This window comes from Pseudomonas sp. NPDC089569 (assembly GCF_050280625.1).
GTDB lineage: Bacteria > Pseudomonadota > Gammaproteobacteria > Pseudomonadales > Pseudomonadaceae > Aquipseudomonas.
Genome location: NZ_JBNNVQ010000039.1, coordinates 38,958 through 52,602, shown reverse-complemented (window position 1 = coordinate 52,602; position 13,645 = coordinate 38,958). Strand labels below are relative to the sequence as shown.

General features: G+C 61.7%; 14 protein-coding genes. 13 read left to right on the top strand and 1 reads right to left on the bottom strand.

Annotated elements, in window-relative coordinates; all coding sequences use genetic code 11:
• Positions 1 to 2: 2 nt before the first annotated feature.
• The 13 genes from hemE to gspM all read left to right on the top strand — a co-directional run bounded on the left by hemE (position 3) and on the right by gspM (position 12,233).
• Positions 3 to 1,043 (top strand): uroporphyrinogen decarboxylase, encoded by a 1,041-nt coding sequence (hemE, locus tag ACQKP2_RS17035; protein WP_427578042.1) that lies wholly within the window; start codon positions 3 to 5, stop codon positions 1,041 to 1,043.
• Positions 1,044 to 1,335: 292 nt separating this feature from the next.
• Positions 1,336 to 2,802, top strand: a complete 1,467-nt coding sequence (gbpA, locus tag ACQKP2_RS17030) for an N-acetylglucosamine-binding protein GbpA (protein ID WP_427578040.1) — start codon at positions 1,336 to 1,338, stop codon at positions 2,800 to 2,802.
• An 80-nt stretch (positions 2,803 to 2,882) separates the two neighbouring features.
• Positions 2,883 to 3,401: a type II secretion system protein N gene (locus ACQKP2_RS17025; RefSeq protein WP_427578038.1), complete on the top strand. Its 519-nt coding sequence runs from the start codon at positions 2,883 to 2,885 to the stop codon at positions 3,399 to 3,401.
• Between the two features lie 44 nt (positions 3,402 to 3,445).
• Positions 3,446 to 5,338, top strand: coding sequence for a type II secretion system secretin GspD (gene gspD / locus ACQKP2_RS17020; protein ID WP_427578036.1), 1,893 nt, complete (start codon positions 3,446 to 3,448; stop codon positions 5,336 to 5,338).
• Positions 5,335 to 6,816: a type II secretion system ATPase GspE gene (gene gspE, locus ACQKP2_RS17015; protein ID WP_427578035.1), complete on the top strand. Its 1,482-nt coding sequence runs from the start codon at positions 5,335 to 5,337 to the stop codon at positions 6,814 to 6,816. Before gspD ends, gspE begins: the two co-directional genes overlap by 4 nt.
• 3 nt (positions 6,817 to 6,819) lie before the next feature.
• Positions 6,820 to 8,022 carry a type II secretion system inner membrane protein GspF gene (gspF, locus tag ACQKP2_RS17010; protein ID WP_427578033.1) on the top strand — a complete coding sequence of 401 codons (1,203 nt, stop codon included), beginning with the start codon at positions 6,820 to 6,822 and terminating at the stop codon, positions 8,020 to 8,022.
• Positions 8,023 to 8,025: 3 nt separating this feature from the next.
• Positions 8,026 to 8,475: a type II secretion system major pseudopilin GspG gene (gene gspG / locus ACQKP2_RS17005; RefSeq protein ID WP_427578032.1), complete on the top strand. Its 450-nt coding sequence runs from the start codon at positions 8,026 to 8,028 to the stop codon at positions 8,473 to 8,475.
• Between the two features lie 3 nt (positions 8,476 to 8,478).
• Entirely contained in the window at positions 8,479 to 8,946 is a 468-nt protein-coding gene (gspH, locus tag ACQKP2_RS17000) for a type II secretion system minor pseudopilin GspH (protein ID WP_427578030.1), read from the top strand.
• A 16-nt stretch (positions 8,947 to 8,962) separates the two neighbouring features.
• A complete protein-coding gene (gene gspI / locus ACQKP2_RS16995) occupies positions 8,963 to 9,316 on the top strand; it encodes a type II secretion system minor pseudopilin GspI (protein WP_427578029.1) in 354 nt (117 codons plus the stop codon).
• A complete protein-coding gene (locus tag ACQKP2_RS16990; protein ID WP_427578027.1) occupies positions 9,306 to 9,851 on the top strand; it encodes a type II secretion system protein GspJ in 546 nt (181 codons plus the stop codon). Before gspI ends, ACQKP2_RS16990 begins: the two co-directional genes overlap by 11 nt.
• The gene (locus tag ACQKP2_RS16985; protein WP_427578026.1) at positions 9,848 to 10,678 is read left to right on the top strand and encodes a general secretion pathway protein GspK; all 831 of its coding nucleotides are present in this window, start codon (positions 9,848 to 9,850) and stop codon (positions 10,676 to 10,678) included. Before ACQKP2_RS16990 ends, ACQKP2_RS16985 begins: the two co-directional genes overlap by 4 nt.
• Positions 10,675 to 11,781, top strand: a complete 1,107-nt coding sequence (gene gspL, locus ACQKP2_RS16980; protein WP_427578024.1) for a type II secretion system protein GspL — start codon at positions 10,675 to 10,677, stop codon at positions 11,779 to 11,781. The genes ACQKP2_RS16985 and gspL overlap by 4 nt, the downstream gene beginning before the upstream one ends.
• A complete protein-coding gene (gene gspM, locus ACQKP2_RS16975) occupies positions 11,778 to 12,233 on the top strand; it encodes a type II secretion system protein GspM (RefSeq protein ID WP_427578023.1) in 456 nt (151 codons plus the stop codon). Before gspL ends, gspM begins: the two co-directional genes overlap by 4 nt.
• A 106-nt stretch (positions 12,234 to 12,339) precedes the next feature.
• On the opposite strand, the gene ACQKP2_RS16970 is transcribed toward gspM, so the two are convergent.
• Positions 12,340 to 13,602, bottom strand: a complete 1,263-nt coding sequence (locus ACQKP2_RS16970; RefSeq protein ID WP_427578022.1) for an MFS transporter — start codon at positions 13,600 to 13,602, stop codon at positions 12,340 to 12,342.
• Between the last annotated feature and the right edge of the window lie 43 nt (positions 13,603 to 13,645).

Sequence of the window (13,645 nt, the reverse complement as noted above, 5' to 3'; positions counted from 1 at the left end):
TCCTGCGCGCCCTGCTCAAGCAACCCGTTGACGTCACCCCTGTGTGGATGATGCGCCAGGCCGGCCGCTACCTGCCGGAATACCGCGCCAGCCGCGCCCAGGCCGGTGATTTCATGAGCCTGTGCATGAACCCGGCGTTCGCTTGCGAAGTCACGCTGCAACCTCTGGACCGTTATCCACAACTGGATGCGGCGATTCTTTTCTCCGACATCCTGACCATCCCCGATGCCATGGGGCAGGGGCTGTACTTCGAGACCGGTGAAGGTCCGCGCTTCAAAAAAGTGGTCAGCACCCTGGCCGACATCGAAGCCCTGCCGATTCCGGACCCGCACAAAGACCTCGGCTATGTGATGGACGCGGTCAGCACCATTCGTCGCGAGCTCAACGGTCGTGTGCCGCTGATCGGCTTCTCCGGCAGCCCCTGGACCCTGGCGACCTATATGGTCGAAGGCGGCTCGTCGAAGGACTTCCGCAAGACCAAAGCCATGCTCTACGACAACCCGCAGGCCATGCACCTGCTGCTGGATAAACTCGCGCAGTCGGTCACCAGCTACCTCAACGGCCAGATCCAGGCCGGTGCGCAGGCGGTGCAGATCTTCGATACCTGGGGTGGCAACCTGTCGGCGGCGGCGTACCAGGAGTTCTCCCTGGCCTACATGAAGAAGATCGTCAGTGGCCTGATCCGCGAGCATGAAGGTCGCAAGGTGCCGGTGATCCTGTTCACCAAGAACGGTGGCCTGTGGCTGGAAAGCATCGCCGACGCCGGTGCCGATGCGCTGGGCCTGGACTGGACATGCGACATCGGCAACGCCCGTGAGCGTGTCGGCAGCAAAGTCGCCCTGCAGGGCAACATGGACCCGACCGTGCTTTACGCCAAGCCTGAAGCGATCCGCGCCGAGGTCGGCCGCATCCTCGCCAGCTACGGCAAGGGCAGCGGCCATGTGTTCAACCTTGGCCATGGCATCACGCCGGAAGTCGATCCGGAACACGCGGGTGCGTTCTTGCGCGCCGTGCACGAGCTGTCGGCGCAGTACCACGAGTAACTGTCCCTGAAACAATGAAAACCTGTCCGGTCTCGTGCCGGACAGGTTTTTTTATGCCTGCTGCTTTCTGTTTAGTTGGCCTGCGCGACTTGTAAGAAATGTTTTAGCCGTCGTCCGAAACGGGTTTGAAGAGACTGTTCCTGCGCTCAGCGGAGATTTTCCCTACATAGAAAAATCATTCATCCAAGTAAGGTTCCGGACCCTTGCCCAGCTCAGTGCCGGGCAACTTTTTCAGGCATGGGCGCCTTGTTCTCGCGCCCTTATCTTCGATAAGCAGTCCGGAATTCATTCGATGAAAACAACCAAATACAAGGGAAGTACGCTGGCCGCCTGCACTTCCTCAATGATCCTGTTATCGGCAATGATGGCCTCTCAAAGTGTTTTCGCGCATGGCTATCTGGAAGTGCCCCCTTCGCGGGCACTGGCTTGCCAGAAGGGCCTGAACACTAACTGCGGCGGCGCACAGTACGAACCACAAAGCGTCGGCGAAACCTTCAAGGGCTTCCCGGCGGGCGTCGGCGGCGCTCCGTTGCAGGGACCGGTCGACGGAAAGATCCCGAGCGGCGGGCACTCATTGTTCTCGGCGCTGGACGCGCAGTCCGCCACCCGTTGGCACCTGACGGAAATCAAGGATCGCAACATCGATTTCCAATGGCGTTATACGGCGGTCCACCCGGCCACCAAACACGAGTATTTCATCACCCGCAACGGCTGGAATCCGAACGAGGCACTCAAGCGCGCCACGTTCGAAAGCACGCCGTTCTGCACCATCGATGGTGCAAACCAGAAGCCATCCGACAGCGACAAGCACAACTGCACCCTTCCCGCGGACAAAACCGGTCATCACGTGATCCTGGCGATCTGGACGGTTGGAGACACCGATGCGGCGTTCTACAACGCGGCCGATGTGAGCATTCTGGCTGAAGCCGAGTTGCCGGGTGGCTGGTCTGCGGTGGGCAGCATCGCGTCTTCGACTCAACTGCTGGCAGGTGACAAGGTCAAGGCCCGCGCATTCTCCACCAATGGCGAAAACCCGCAGTACAGCGTCGAAATACCCATCACCAGCACCGAACAAGGCTTGCCGCAGAACTGGTCGTTCACCCTGGCAGAAGCCATCAACAAGGCGCATACGCTGGTCCGCGCGGGGGTACGCGACGAGAACGGCAACATCGAGCCTGTCCGTGGCAACAACACCCTGTACGCACAAAAAGAGAGTGGCGTGACCCGCTACGAAGTGCAGCTCAACATGCAGGAAGATGCGGCGGCTCGTCTGTCGGTGTCGTCGATGCAAGGCGAGTATGTCCTGGACAAGGGGCAGGCCAAGGTCGATTTCGGCGTTCTTTCCAACCGCAAGATGAACATTGAAGCCACCTTGCTTGACGAGAACAACAAGCCTGTCGGCGCGATATCGACGCAGATGGAAAGCGGCCCGGCCATGTTGACCATGGACGTTCGCAGCAATCCCGGCGCGCACACCCTGACATTGGTCGGCACCACCCTGGATGGCCGCACCACTCGCCAGGACACCCGATCGGTCAAGGTGACCGGTGAAGGCGCTGGCGCCGACTATGACTTCGTATTCCCCGAAGGCATCAGCGGCTACACCGCCGGCACCAAAGTGCTGCAAGCCAAGACCAACGAAGTCTTCGAGTGCAAACCGTTCCCGGAGTCGGGCTACTGCAAGCAATACAGCCCATCGGCCAATGGCTATGAACCTGGCGTCGGTGCGCATTGGCACATGGCGTGGGACAAGCTCTAAGTCCTTGAGCCGCACTTCAGGCGACCTGTAAGGGGCGCCTGAAGCCTAGGCTTCGGGACCGAGCATCAAGTGAGCCGGTCGTGCTGCATTCACTGAAAAGTCTTTCACGTTTTAGCCTGCTGGTTCTTCCGGCGGGCTATGCCGTGTTTCTGGGGTGGCAGGAGTGGCACTTTCGCAAGAGCCTGGTTCGACCTTCCCCACCCGTTGCCGCGACCGTTCACGTACCGGTCAATTCGTCACTGGATGCAACGGCAGTGGCAACAGTGCTTGGCCTGACGACACAGGCCTCGGTAGCGAACAGTAATGAACCGCTGACCTTGCAGGCGAGTTTTGTCGTCAGCAGCGGTTTGTCCAAAGCATTGCTGGCCGATGCCCAAGGCCAGCGTCTGTATCAAGTGGGCGAGCGCTTGCCGGGTGGCAGCGTTCTGCGCCGGGTCGAAGCCGATCAAGTGGTGCTGTGGAGCAACGGTCGCGAAGCACGCTTGACGATGCAACCGTCTGCCACGCGATTCCTGCATCAACTGCAATCCCCGATGGATACCCGGGATCCAACGGTTTCTTTGCGTTATCTACGCCCGCTCGATGGGCCGTCAGAGTGATCAAACCCATGAACAGCTTCATTGGTGCGTGAGCGCTGCGCGCCATGCTACTTCTTGCCGTTTTCGCCGCAGCGACCTTGCCAGGCAGGCTTCAGGGGGCAGAAGAAAAATGGCAGCTGGCGATGAACAACGCCGAGCTGCGCGACATCGTCGAAGAAATTTCCGGCATTCTCGGGACGACCGTGGTGCTCGACCCCAGAGTCTCCGGGCACATCACGGTGATGTCCCGGCAAGCACTGGATCGCGAGGGTGTTCGCCGGTTGTTTTACTCGGTGCTCGATGCCCACAACTTCACGGTGATCGACGAAGGCGACCGAATTCTGATCACTCCGGTGAGCGAGGCCAAGACCCGCGCCGCAAACAGCCCTGCGACAAAGGCCGCGCCCTCGCAATTCGTCACCCGGGTCATCGAACTGAACAACAGCAACGCCACTGACATAGCCGGGCTGGTCAGGCCACTGGTGTCGACCAACGGATATGTCGGCCCATCGGTGTCGACCAATGCACTGGTGGTCACCGATACGGCTGCCAATACGCAACGAATTACCGGAATAGTCCGACAGCTGGACTCAGGGCAGGGCAGCCTGCATGCCGTGGTGCAACTGCGTCATGCACTGGCCAGCGATGTGGCCCCGGTCATGGAAGCGTCCCTGGGCAAACGCAATGCCGACTCCACGATCCAGGTGCTGGCCGACAACAGGACCAATCGGCTGATCCTCATCGGCCCACCCGCAGTTCGCCAGCGCCTGACCGAATTGATTCGTGGCCTCGACATACCCACTGCCGCGACACCCGACAACGCTCGCGTCATTCGCCTGCGTCACAGCGACGCCAAACAATTGGCCGAGATCCTGGAAACCATGGGGCAGGGCAGAAAACCGGCCCAGCCTGCCGGCAGCAACAAGGACACAACGCCCGGCACCCCATTCATGATCAAGGCCGACGAGAGCCAGAATGCGCTGGTGCTGATTGCCGAACCGTCACAGGTCAGGACCATCGAAAGCATCGTGCGCCAGCTCGATCAGCCGCGGGCGCAGGTGTTGATCCATGCCGCCATCGTTGAAATCTCCGGGGACATCGCTGAAGCGGTGGGTGTGCAGTGGGGCCTCAATACCGGTGATACGAAAGGCTTCATCAATTTTCCCGGCACCGACATCCCGATCGTCGGTGGCCTGACGTTCGATGAGAAAAAGTCGGCACCGGAAGGCGCACTGTTGCGACTTGGCAGCGATCGCTTCGGTGCGTTGATCTCCGCCCTGGCCAGCAATACCCACAGTAACCTGCTGTCCACGCCCAGCCTGCTGACCCTGGACAATCAGGAAGCGGAAATCATCGTCGGCCAGAACGTCCCGTTCAAAACCGGTTCCTACGCGACCAACAGCAGCGGCGCGGACAATCCGTTCACCACAGTCGAACGCAAGGATGTGGGCATCAGCCTGAAGATCAAGCCTTACATCAATGACGGTGCAACGCTGCGCCTTGAGGTCGAGCAGGAAGTGTCGGACATCGCGCCATCGGTATCGGGCATCGACTCTTCGGATCTGATCACCAACAAACGGGCGCTCAAGAGCACGATTCTCGCTGACGACGGCGAGATCATCGTGATCGGCGGCCTGATCCGTGACAGCGTGCGCACGCAGAAAAGCGGGGTGCCATTGCTGCGCGACATTCCTTACCTCGGTGCCTTGTTTCGCTGGACCCGCGACACCCAGACCAAAAGCAATCTGATGGTGTTCCTGCGGCCCACCATCGTGCGCGGCAAGGAAGACCTGGCCGATATCAGCCAGCAACGCTACAACGCGCTGCGTGATCTGAGCCAGGCGGGTGCGCGGGGCAATAACTCGTTGTTGCTGCCGGCGGATGCACGCCAGTTGTTCGAGCCTGACAGCCAGGCACCGGTGTTTGACCTGCGTCAACCGGCACGCAATCAGCCATGACGCCAACCACCGGAATTTGCGTACCGCTGCCCTTCGGTTACGCCCGGCGTTTCGGCGTGCTGCTGGAGTGCGACGACGGCGAATGGCACCTGACGATACGTATCGATACGCCACTCACGGCCCTGGCCGAAGCGCGGCGAATCTGCGGTCGGGCGTTGCCGTTGCGACTGTTGCCAGCGCAAGCATTCGCCGCGCGACTCGCCGCAACCTACCGTGAAGGTCAAAGCGCCGCCGAGCAGGTTGCCCAGGGGCTGGACGAGGAGCTGGATCTGCTGAGCCTGGTGGATCAGGTGCCTCAAACCGCCGATTTGCTGGAGCAGCAGGGCGACGCGCCGATCATTCGCCTGATCAATGCACTACTCAGCGAAGCGGTGCGTGAGCAGGCTTCCGACGTGCATCTTGAAACCTTCGAACACTACCTGTCGGTGCGCATGCGCATCGATGGGCAGTTGCGTGAAATGCTGCGGCCGCGACGTGAGCTGGCGGCATTGCTGGTCTCGCGCATCAAGGTCATGGCGCGACTGGACATCGCTGAAAAGCGTGTGCCCCAGGATGGGCGAATGACGCTCCGGCTGGCCGGGCATGAAGTCGATGTGCGGGTGTCGACCTTGCCCTCTGCATACGGTGAGCGCGTGGTGTTGCGCCTGCTCGACAAACAGGCCGGTCGCCTGGACTTGCAACGCCTGGGCATGCAGGACGACACCCTCGCGGCACTGCGGCAATTGCTGGGCAAGCCCCATGGCATTCTGCTGGTCACGGGGCCCACGGGGTCGGGCAAGACCACCAGTCTGTATGCCGCGCTGAGCAGTTTGAATGATCAGACGCGCAACATCCTCACCGTCGAAGACCCCATCGAGTACCACCTGCCGGGTGTCGGTCAGATGCCGGTCAATCCGAAAGTGGACATGACCTTTGCCCGGGGCTTGCGGGCGATTCTGCGCCAGGACCCGGACGTGGTCATGGTCGGTGAAATCCGCGACCGCGAAACCGCGCAAATTGCTGTCCAGGCGTCCCTGACCGGCCATCTGGTGCTGTCCACGCTGCATACCAACAGCGCGGTCGGTGCGGTGACACGTTTGCTGGATATGGGGATCGACGCCTACTTGTTGGCATCGTCACTGGTGGGCGTGCTGGCGCAACGGCTGTTACGCGCGCTGTGCCCGCACTGCAAGGCGCCCTGCAACGTGGATGGCGCGGCCCGCGAACGTCTGGGGCTCGCTGCCGCTGCGCCGTTGCAGCTCTTCAGGGCCGTGGGCTGCGAGCAGTGCCAGCAAGGCTATCGCGGGCGAATAGGAATCTACGAGCTGATCAGCCTGACACCGGCCATTGGCGCGCTGGTTCACCAGGGCGCCAGTGAGCAGGCGTTAGTCGATGAGGCACGCCTGGTATCGCGCAGCCTGTTTCAGGACGGTCTTCAACGAGTCATCGACGGGCTGACCAGTCTCGATGAGTTGCTGCGTGTGACGCAGGAGGACTGAGGCATGACGACATTCGATTACCGTGCCGTCAATGCACAGGGGCGCCCATGCAAGGGGCGGCTGGAGGCCGATAGCGCCCGTCATGCCCGGCAATTGCTGCGCGAGCGCGGGCTGTGGCCGCGGGGCTTGAGTGAAGTGAGCGTCGGCGTGAGTGGACTTCAGGGGGCGGGGCGATTGAGTGCCGCTGATCTGGCTTTGCTGACCTTGCAATTGTCCACCCTGGTTCAGGCGGGGCTGCCGCTGGAAGAAGCCCTCGGTGCGGTCGCCAGGCAAAGTGCCAAGCGCCGGGTTGCCGGCCTGCTGTCCGCAGTCCGTGGGCGGGTGATGGAAGGTCACGCCTTGGCCACGGCATTGGCGCAGTTTCCCAAAGCGTTTCCTGAATTGTTCTGCGCCACCGTCGCTGCCGGGGAACGTTCCGGGCATTTGGGGCGGGTGCTGGAGCAACTGGCCGCCTACACCCAGGCCCGCCAGGCCTCCAGGCAAAAGATTCAGATGGCAATGGTGTACCCGATGATCCTGATGCTGGCCAGCGTCCTGATCGTCGGTTTTCTGCTGGGATATGTCGTGCCGGATGTCGTGAAAATCTTCATCGACAGTGGCCAGCCGCTGCCCTGGTTGACGCGGGCGTTGATCGGGCTGAGCGATGGCCTGCGTGACCACGGGCTGCTGTTGCTTGGTGCCGTGGCGATATTGATTGGCTGTTGCCGTTGGAGCCTGCGCCAGTCGCATTGGCGGTTGCGTTGGCATGGTCTGGCGTTGAACGTCCCGATCATCGGGCCGGTACTGCGAGCGATGGAAGCCGCGCGCTTTGCCAGCACCCTGGCGATTCTCGGCAAGAGCGCGGTGCCTCTGGTCGACGCGCTGGAAATCGCCGCTGCCGTGATCGGCAACCTGGCCATTCGCGCGCGGATGGCCGATGTCGCCCGTTCGGTCCGTGAAGGTGGAACCCTGACCCGTGGCCTGGAACTGAGCGGCGACATCCCGCCCATGATGCTGCACATGATCGCCAGCGGCGAACGGGCCGGCGAACTCGATCACATGCTGGCCCGCGCCGCCGAACATCAGGAAAGCAGCCTGGCGGCCCGCATCGCCCTGGTGGTGAGCCTGTTCGAGCCGGCGATGCTGGTGCTGATGGGCGGTGTCGTGCTGCTGATCGTCCTGGCCATTCTTCTTCCGATTCTGAGCCTCAACCAATTGGTGAATTGACCCATGAACGCCCTGCATCACAGAACGTCCCAACGCGGTTTTACCCTGATCGAAATCATGGTGGTGGTGGTCATCATCGGCATTCTGGGCGCCATTGTCGTGCCGCAGTTCATGAGTCGCCCCGACCAGGCCAAAGTCACCGCAGCCAAAACCGATATCCAGGCCATCGCCACGGCCCTGGAAATGTACCGCCTCGACAACTTCCACTACCCCTCGACGCAACAGGGACTGGAGGCCTTGAACAAGCGTCCTTCCGGGCTGCCGGCGGCACGCAACTGGAACCCTCAGGGCTACCTGAAAAGCCTGCCGGTGGACCCGTGGAACACGCCCTATCAGTACCTCAATCCCGGGGTGAAATCAGCCCATGGCGCCTACGATCTGTACTCCCTTGGCTCCGATGGTGTCGTGGGGGGAGAAGGGCACGCGGCCGACATCGGTAATTGGGGCGACTGATTCATGTCGCGTCATGAACGGGGGTTTACCTTGCTTGAGTTGATGATCGTCATTGTCCTGATTGGCGTGCTGGTGGGCATGGTGAGTTTTGCCTCCGGCATGAACCCGGCGCAGCAAGCCAGACAGGAGGCGGGCGCGCTTGCCGGGCTGATTCGACAATTGCGCGAACAGGCGGTACTCGAAGGTCGGGAATACGGCGTGCGTCTCAGTGCTGACGGCTACCGGGCCATGCGCCTCGAACCGCGCGGCTGGGAGTCGGTGATGGCGTTCTATCGGTGGCCACGGGATCTGCGTCTGCGCTTCAAACACGACGGCTACAGCGTGACGCTCGGTGCCGATGAAGGACTGCCTCAGCTGTTGATGCTCAGCAGTGATGAAACCAGCACGTTCAGCCTGACGTTCGAGAGCCGGGGACGCAGTTGGCTGAGTCTTTCCGGCGATGGCATCGGCGAGGTCGTGATCGATGGCTAGGCCGCCGATCACACCCATGGGTGGATTCACCTTGCTGGAAATCATGGTGGCGCTGGCGGTTTTCGCGACCCTGGCGACCGCCGTGTTGTCTGCCAGCCAATTTGCCGTCAGGCAGGCCGGCGCCGCCGAGGAGCGTCTGCTCGCGGCGTGGGTGGCGGATAACCATCTGAATGAGCTGCGCCTGCAGCCTGCTGTGGCCATCGGACAGGCTCAACGGGTTGTGCAAATGGATCGCCGCGACTGGACTGTGCGCCAGAGCCACCGCGCAGCCAGCGACCCGCAACTGCTAGCAGTCGAGCTTGAGGTCAGTCTCACGCCGGGGCAAACCCTGCACCGCGCCAGCACCTGGATGCTCAGTCGTGAAGAATGAACAAGCAGGGTTCACCCTGCTGGAACTGGTCATTGCCATCGCGATTTTCGCCTTGCTGGGGCTGGCCAGCTGGACGCTGTTCAACTCAGTGGTCCGTGTGCAGCAGGCAATGAGTGCCCATGAACGCGAATTCAGAAACCTGCAGCGGGCCATGGCCGTGATCGAACGCGACCTGCTGCACATCACCGCGCAACCCATCGTACTTGAGCCGTCTCAACTGCAATGGCAACGCAGCAATTGGCGCAATCCACTGGACCAGCCACGCAGCGAACGTCAGACATTGACCTATCGCCTCGACAACGGCGCGCTGTGGCGCGACAGCATGGGCGAAGGCCAGTTGATCGAGCAGCGACAAAAGCTGCTCGACGATGTTCGACACCTGACTTGGCGACTATTCGACCGCCAAACCGATTGGCGCAGTGACTGGCCTGGCGGACAACGAGCGAGCACACCGCTGGCGGTGGAACTGCAGCTCTCGGCGGGGCGATTCGAAGGGATACGTCGCGTGATGCTTTTGCCGGGTGCAGGGCCATGAACAGGCGTCAACGGGGTGTCGCACTGATCAGCGTCCTGCTGGTGATGAGCCTGGCACTTTTGATTATCGGCACCGTGCTGCGCAGTCATCGACTGCTGCTGCAAGGCACTGGGCAACAACTGCAGCAGATACAACTGCGTCAGCTTGGCATGGCCGGGGAGGGCTGGGCGTTGGCGCAGTTGATGGCCCAACAGAACAACAGCGACCTGATCGCGCAGCGCAGCACGACGCTCGAATTGGAAAGCACGCCCGTGCAGGTAGACATCGAGGACCTGGCCGGACGCTTCAACCTCAATGCCGTGCTGGTGTCGGGCCAGATCGATCAGGTCACGCTCAAGCGCTGGGCGCGCTTGCTGGATTTGCTGGCGTTGCCGCCGCTGAAACTGGAGCAAGTCGGGGCATTGCGGGAGTTGAGTCAGTTGCGTCTGGTGGCGGGTGTCGACGGTCAGACGCTGCATCGCCTGGAGCCCTGGGTCGCCCTGTTGCCCACGGACGCTGCACTGAACATCAACACGGCCCCTGCGCTGGTACTGCGTTCGCTGGACGGGCTCGAAGCGGCAACGGTGGATGCCTTGCTGCGCCAGCGTTCAACGACACCATGGTCGAGCGTTCAGACCTTTACCCTGGACCCCTTGCTGTCCGGTCTCGGGTTGAACAGCCAGGGACTGGGCATCGACAGTCGCTGGTATCGGATTACGGTTCAGGTACCCCAGGGACAGAGATGGCTGCAATGGGTTACGGACGTCGAGCGCGATGCCAAAACCCGCGAATTGAAGATCCTGCAACGACGCATCCTGCCATCGGTTTCCCACGAGATGACCCCATGAACACCTGGCTCTACCTGACGGCCGAAGGCCTCGATGTTCCCTCGCTCGATTGGCCTTGCTGTGTATGGACGTCGACCGGTCAACGCCAGTGCCTGCCCTTGAGCCAGGTGGCGCAGGCTTTGAACAGGCAGAGAGTCGATTTGCTGCTGCCGATGGAGTTGTGCTGTTGGGTACGTAGCGAGCCGTGGCCTTCCAGGCGTCGGCCTGATAACCAGGCCATTGCCTTCGCCGTTGAAGAGCAGTTGAGCCAGACACTGGAAAAAATGCACTTGAGCGTCGGGGCTCGCGACCCGCTGGGGCGCTACCCGGTGATGGCGATTGACCGGGAGCGTTTTGCCGCTGTGCTCGCACTGTCGGTTGAAGCGGGCATTGACGTGCGATCGGTCTACGTCGATGCCGACCTCTTGCCCCCGGATCAGGCATCGGGCGTCTGGTGGTTTGGCCGTTGGCTGCTGGGTGGCGGGCTGCCGGCCCGTCTGACGTTGGCGGACGAGGGGGTGGCGCTGCTCAAACCGCAATTGCCGCCGGACATGCACTGGCGCGACGAGCGTCGGGACGAGGTGGATGGCGATCAATGGCTGACCCTGGCTCACGATCAGGCGATCAATTTGCTGCAAGGCGATTTTGCTCCGCGTCGAAAACGCCTGCCTTGGCGCGTGGGTGGTTTGGCGATGCTGATGCTGGCGCTGCTTCACTGGGGCGCCAGCGAGGCGCGAATCCACTTTCTGGAATTCGAAAGCCAGTGGCTTCGACATCGCAGCGAGCAACAATTCCAGGCGCTTTATCCACAGCACACCCGCATCGTCGATCTGGCGGCGCAACTCCAAACCCTGCAAAACCAGTCTGCTGCACCGCAAGCGGGCCGCATTGCCGATTTGGTCAGGCTGGTCGAGCACGTCATCGGTGCCAGCAACGTCGACGTCCAGCGCATCGAGTTTCGCGAAGGGGATGGCTGGAGAGTCCAGTTGACCGCCAACAGCTTCGCCGAGCTGGAACTGTTGCGCGAACGTGGGCGCCAGCAAGGCTTGCCCGTTCGACTCGACAGCGCGACCAAAGAACGCAACCGGGTACAGGCGACTTTGACCATGGAGCAGGACACATGAAACCTGTGCCGTGGAAAACGAAGGTGCAGCGGTTGTCGTTACGTGAACGAAGGCTGGTGCTGACGTTAGGGCTTCTGGTTTCAAGCGTCGCGGCATTCAGCCTGATTTGGCAGCCGACACAATTACGATTGGCGGCCGCCGAGCGTCAGTATCAGCAACAACTGGTCTTGGCGGTGCAACTGCAACAGGCTCATCCCGGCAGTCAGGCTCGCGTAGCCGTCGACCAGCCCTTGTCGTTGCGAGTCAGCGAAAGCGCGATGGCCGCAGGGCTTGAAATGCATCAGATGGACAGTGACAACGACCTGCTGCGCCTGACCCTCAGCGGCGACGCCATGGCATTGCTGTCATGGCTGGATCGCATTGAGCGTGATGGCGTCATGCTGCAATCGCTGACGCTGGAAAAGCGTGACAGCGCACTGCACGCCCAAGCCGTACTCCGATCCCCCCTGTAGGAGCGAGTAAGCTCGCGATGATCGTCAACGTTAACGCGGGAAACCTGACACCCCGCGGCGCTCTGTCGACCATCGCGAGCATGCTCGCTCCTACAGGGGTGAGGCGTTATTGCAGTGGCGGCAGCTTCGCCAGTTTCAACGCCACCAGCAAGGCCACCACCAGCAGCGTGCCGATGAACAGGCCAATGCCGCTCCAGCCGGCCAGGTGCCAGAACACCCCGCCCGCCGTGCCGGCGATGCTTGAGCCGGCGTAGTAGCTGAACAGGTAAAGCGACGACGCTTGCCCCTTGGCCACGGTAGCGCGGCGGCCGATCCAGCTGCTGGCCACCGAATGCGCACCGAAGAAACCGAACGTGAACACCAGCATGCCGAAGATCACCAACGGCAGGGCGGTGAACAGCGTCAGGGCCAAACCGGCAATCATCAGCGTGATGGTGCTCCAGAGTACTTTGCGACGGCCGAGTTTGTCGGCCAGCGCGCCGATCTTCGCCGAACTGTAGATGCCGGAGAGGTACACCACCGAGAGCAGCCCGACGTAGACCTGGTCCATGTGGTAGGGCTCGGCCAGCAAGCGATAGCCGATGTAGTTGAACAGGGTGACGAACGCCCCCATCAGCAGGAAGGCTTCAAGAAACAGCAATGGCAGGCCGGCATCGCGAAAGTGGCGGGTGAAGCCGTCCAGCAGGCTGCGCGGGTGCAGTGAGCGGGCGCGGAAATTGCGCGACTCGGGGAGGATTTTCCAGAACACGGCGGCGGCGACCAGCGCCATGCCGCCGATCACCAGCATCGCCGTATGCCAGCTGACGAAGTCGATCAACACACCGGTAATCAGGCGTCCGCTCATCCCGCCGATGGCATTGCCGCCAATGTACAGGCCCATGGCCAGGCCGATGTGCTGCGGATGGATCTCTTCACTCAGATAGGTCATGGCAACGGCGGCCAGACCGCTCAACGACAGGCCGATCAACGCGCGCATTACCAGGACGCCATGCCAGCTCGGCATCATTGCGCTGGCCATGGTGCAGAGGGCCGCGGCGAACAGTGCGGCGACCATCACCGGCTTGCGGCCCACGCGATCGGATATTGGCCCGGTGATCAGCAGGCCGATGGCGAGCATGCCCGTGGCCACCGAAAGGATCAGGCTGCTTTGCGCCGCGTTGATGGAATATTCGTGGGACAGCAACGGCATCATCGGCTGCACGCAATAGAGCAGGGCGAACGTGGCAAAGCCGCCACAGAACAGCGCCAGCACCGTGCGCATGAACGCCCGTGTGCCTTTTTCGATGTAGATCTCCGCCAGCTCGGCGACAACTTCACCCTGGGCGGCAGGTGGAACTTCGTGGGCGAGTGGAGCGACAGCAGTTTTCACGTTGGACCTCGGTGGGGCGCAGCCGGTCAGGCAATGAAAAAAG

Bases quoted from the DNA above. Each gene is read 5' to 3' on its own strand.
- gbpA (WP_427578040.1), top strand. From the start codon at position 1,336: ATGAAAACAACCAAATACAAGGGAAGTACGCTGGCCGCCTGCACTTCC.
- gspD (WP_427578036.1), top strand. From the start codon at position 3,446: ATGCTACTTCTTGCCGTTTTCGCCGCAGCGACCTTGCCAGGCAGGCTT.
- gspE (WP_427578035.1), top strand. From the start codon at position 5,335: ATGACGCCAACCACCGGAATTTGCGTACCGCTGCCCTTCGGTTACGCC.
- gspF (WP_427578033.1), top strand. From the start codon at position 6,820: ATGACGACATTCGATTACCGTGCCGTCAATGCACAGGGGCGCCCATGC.
- gspG (WP_427578032.1), top strand. From the start codon at position 8,026: ATGAACGCCCTGCATCACAGAACGTCCCAACGCGGTTTTACCCTGATC.
- gspH (WP_427578030.1), top strand. From the start codon at position 8,479: ATGTCGCGTCATGAACGGGGGTTTACCTTGCTTGAGTTGATGATCGTC.
- gspI (WP_427578029.1), top strand. From the start codon at position 8,963: ATGGGTGGATTCACCTTGCTGGAAATCATGGTGGCGCTGGCGGTTTTC.
- ACQKP2_RS16985 (WP_427578026.1), top strand. From the start codon at position 9,848: ATGAACAGGCGTCAACGGGGTGTCGCACTGATCAGCGTCCTGCTGGTG.
- gspL (WP_427578024.1), top strand. From the start codon at position 10,675: ATGAACACCTGGCTCTACCTGACGGCCGAAGGCCTCGATGTTCCCTCG.
- gspM (WP_427578023.1), top strand. From the start codon at position 11,778: ATGAAACCTGTGCCGTGGAAAACGAAGGTGCAGCGGTTGTCGTTACGT.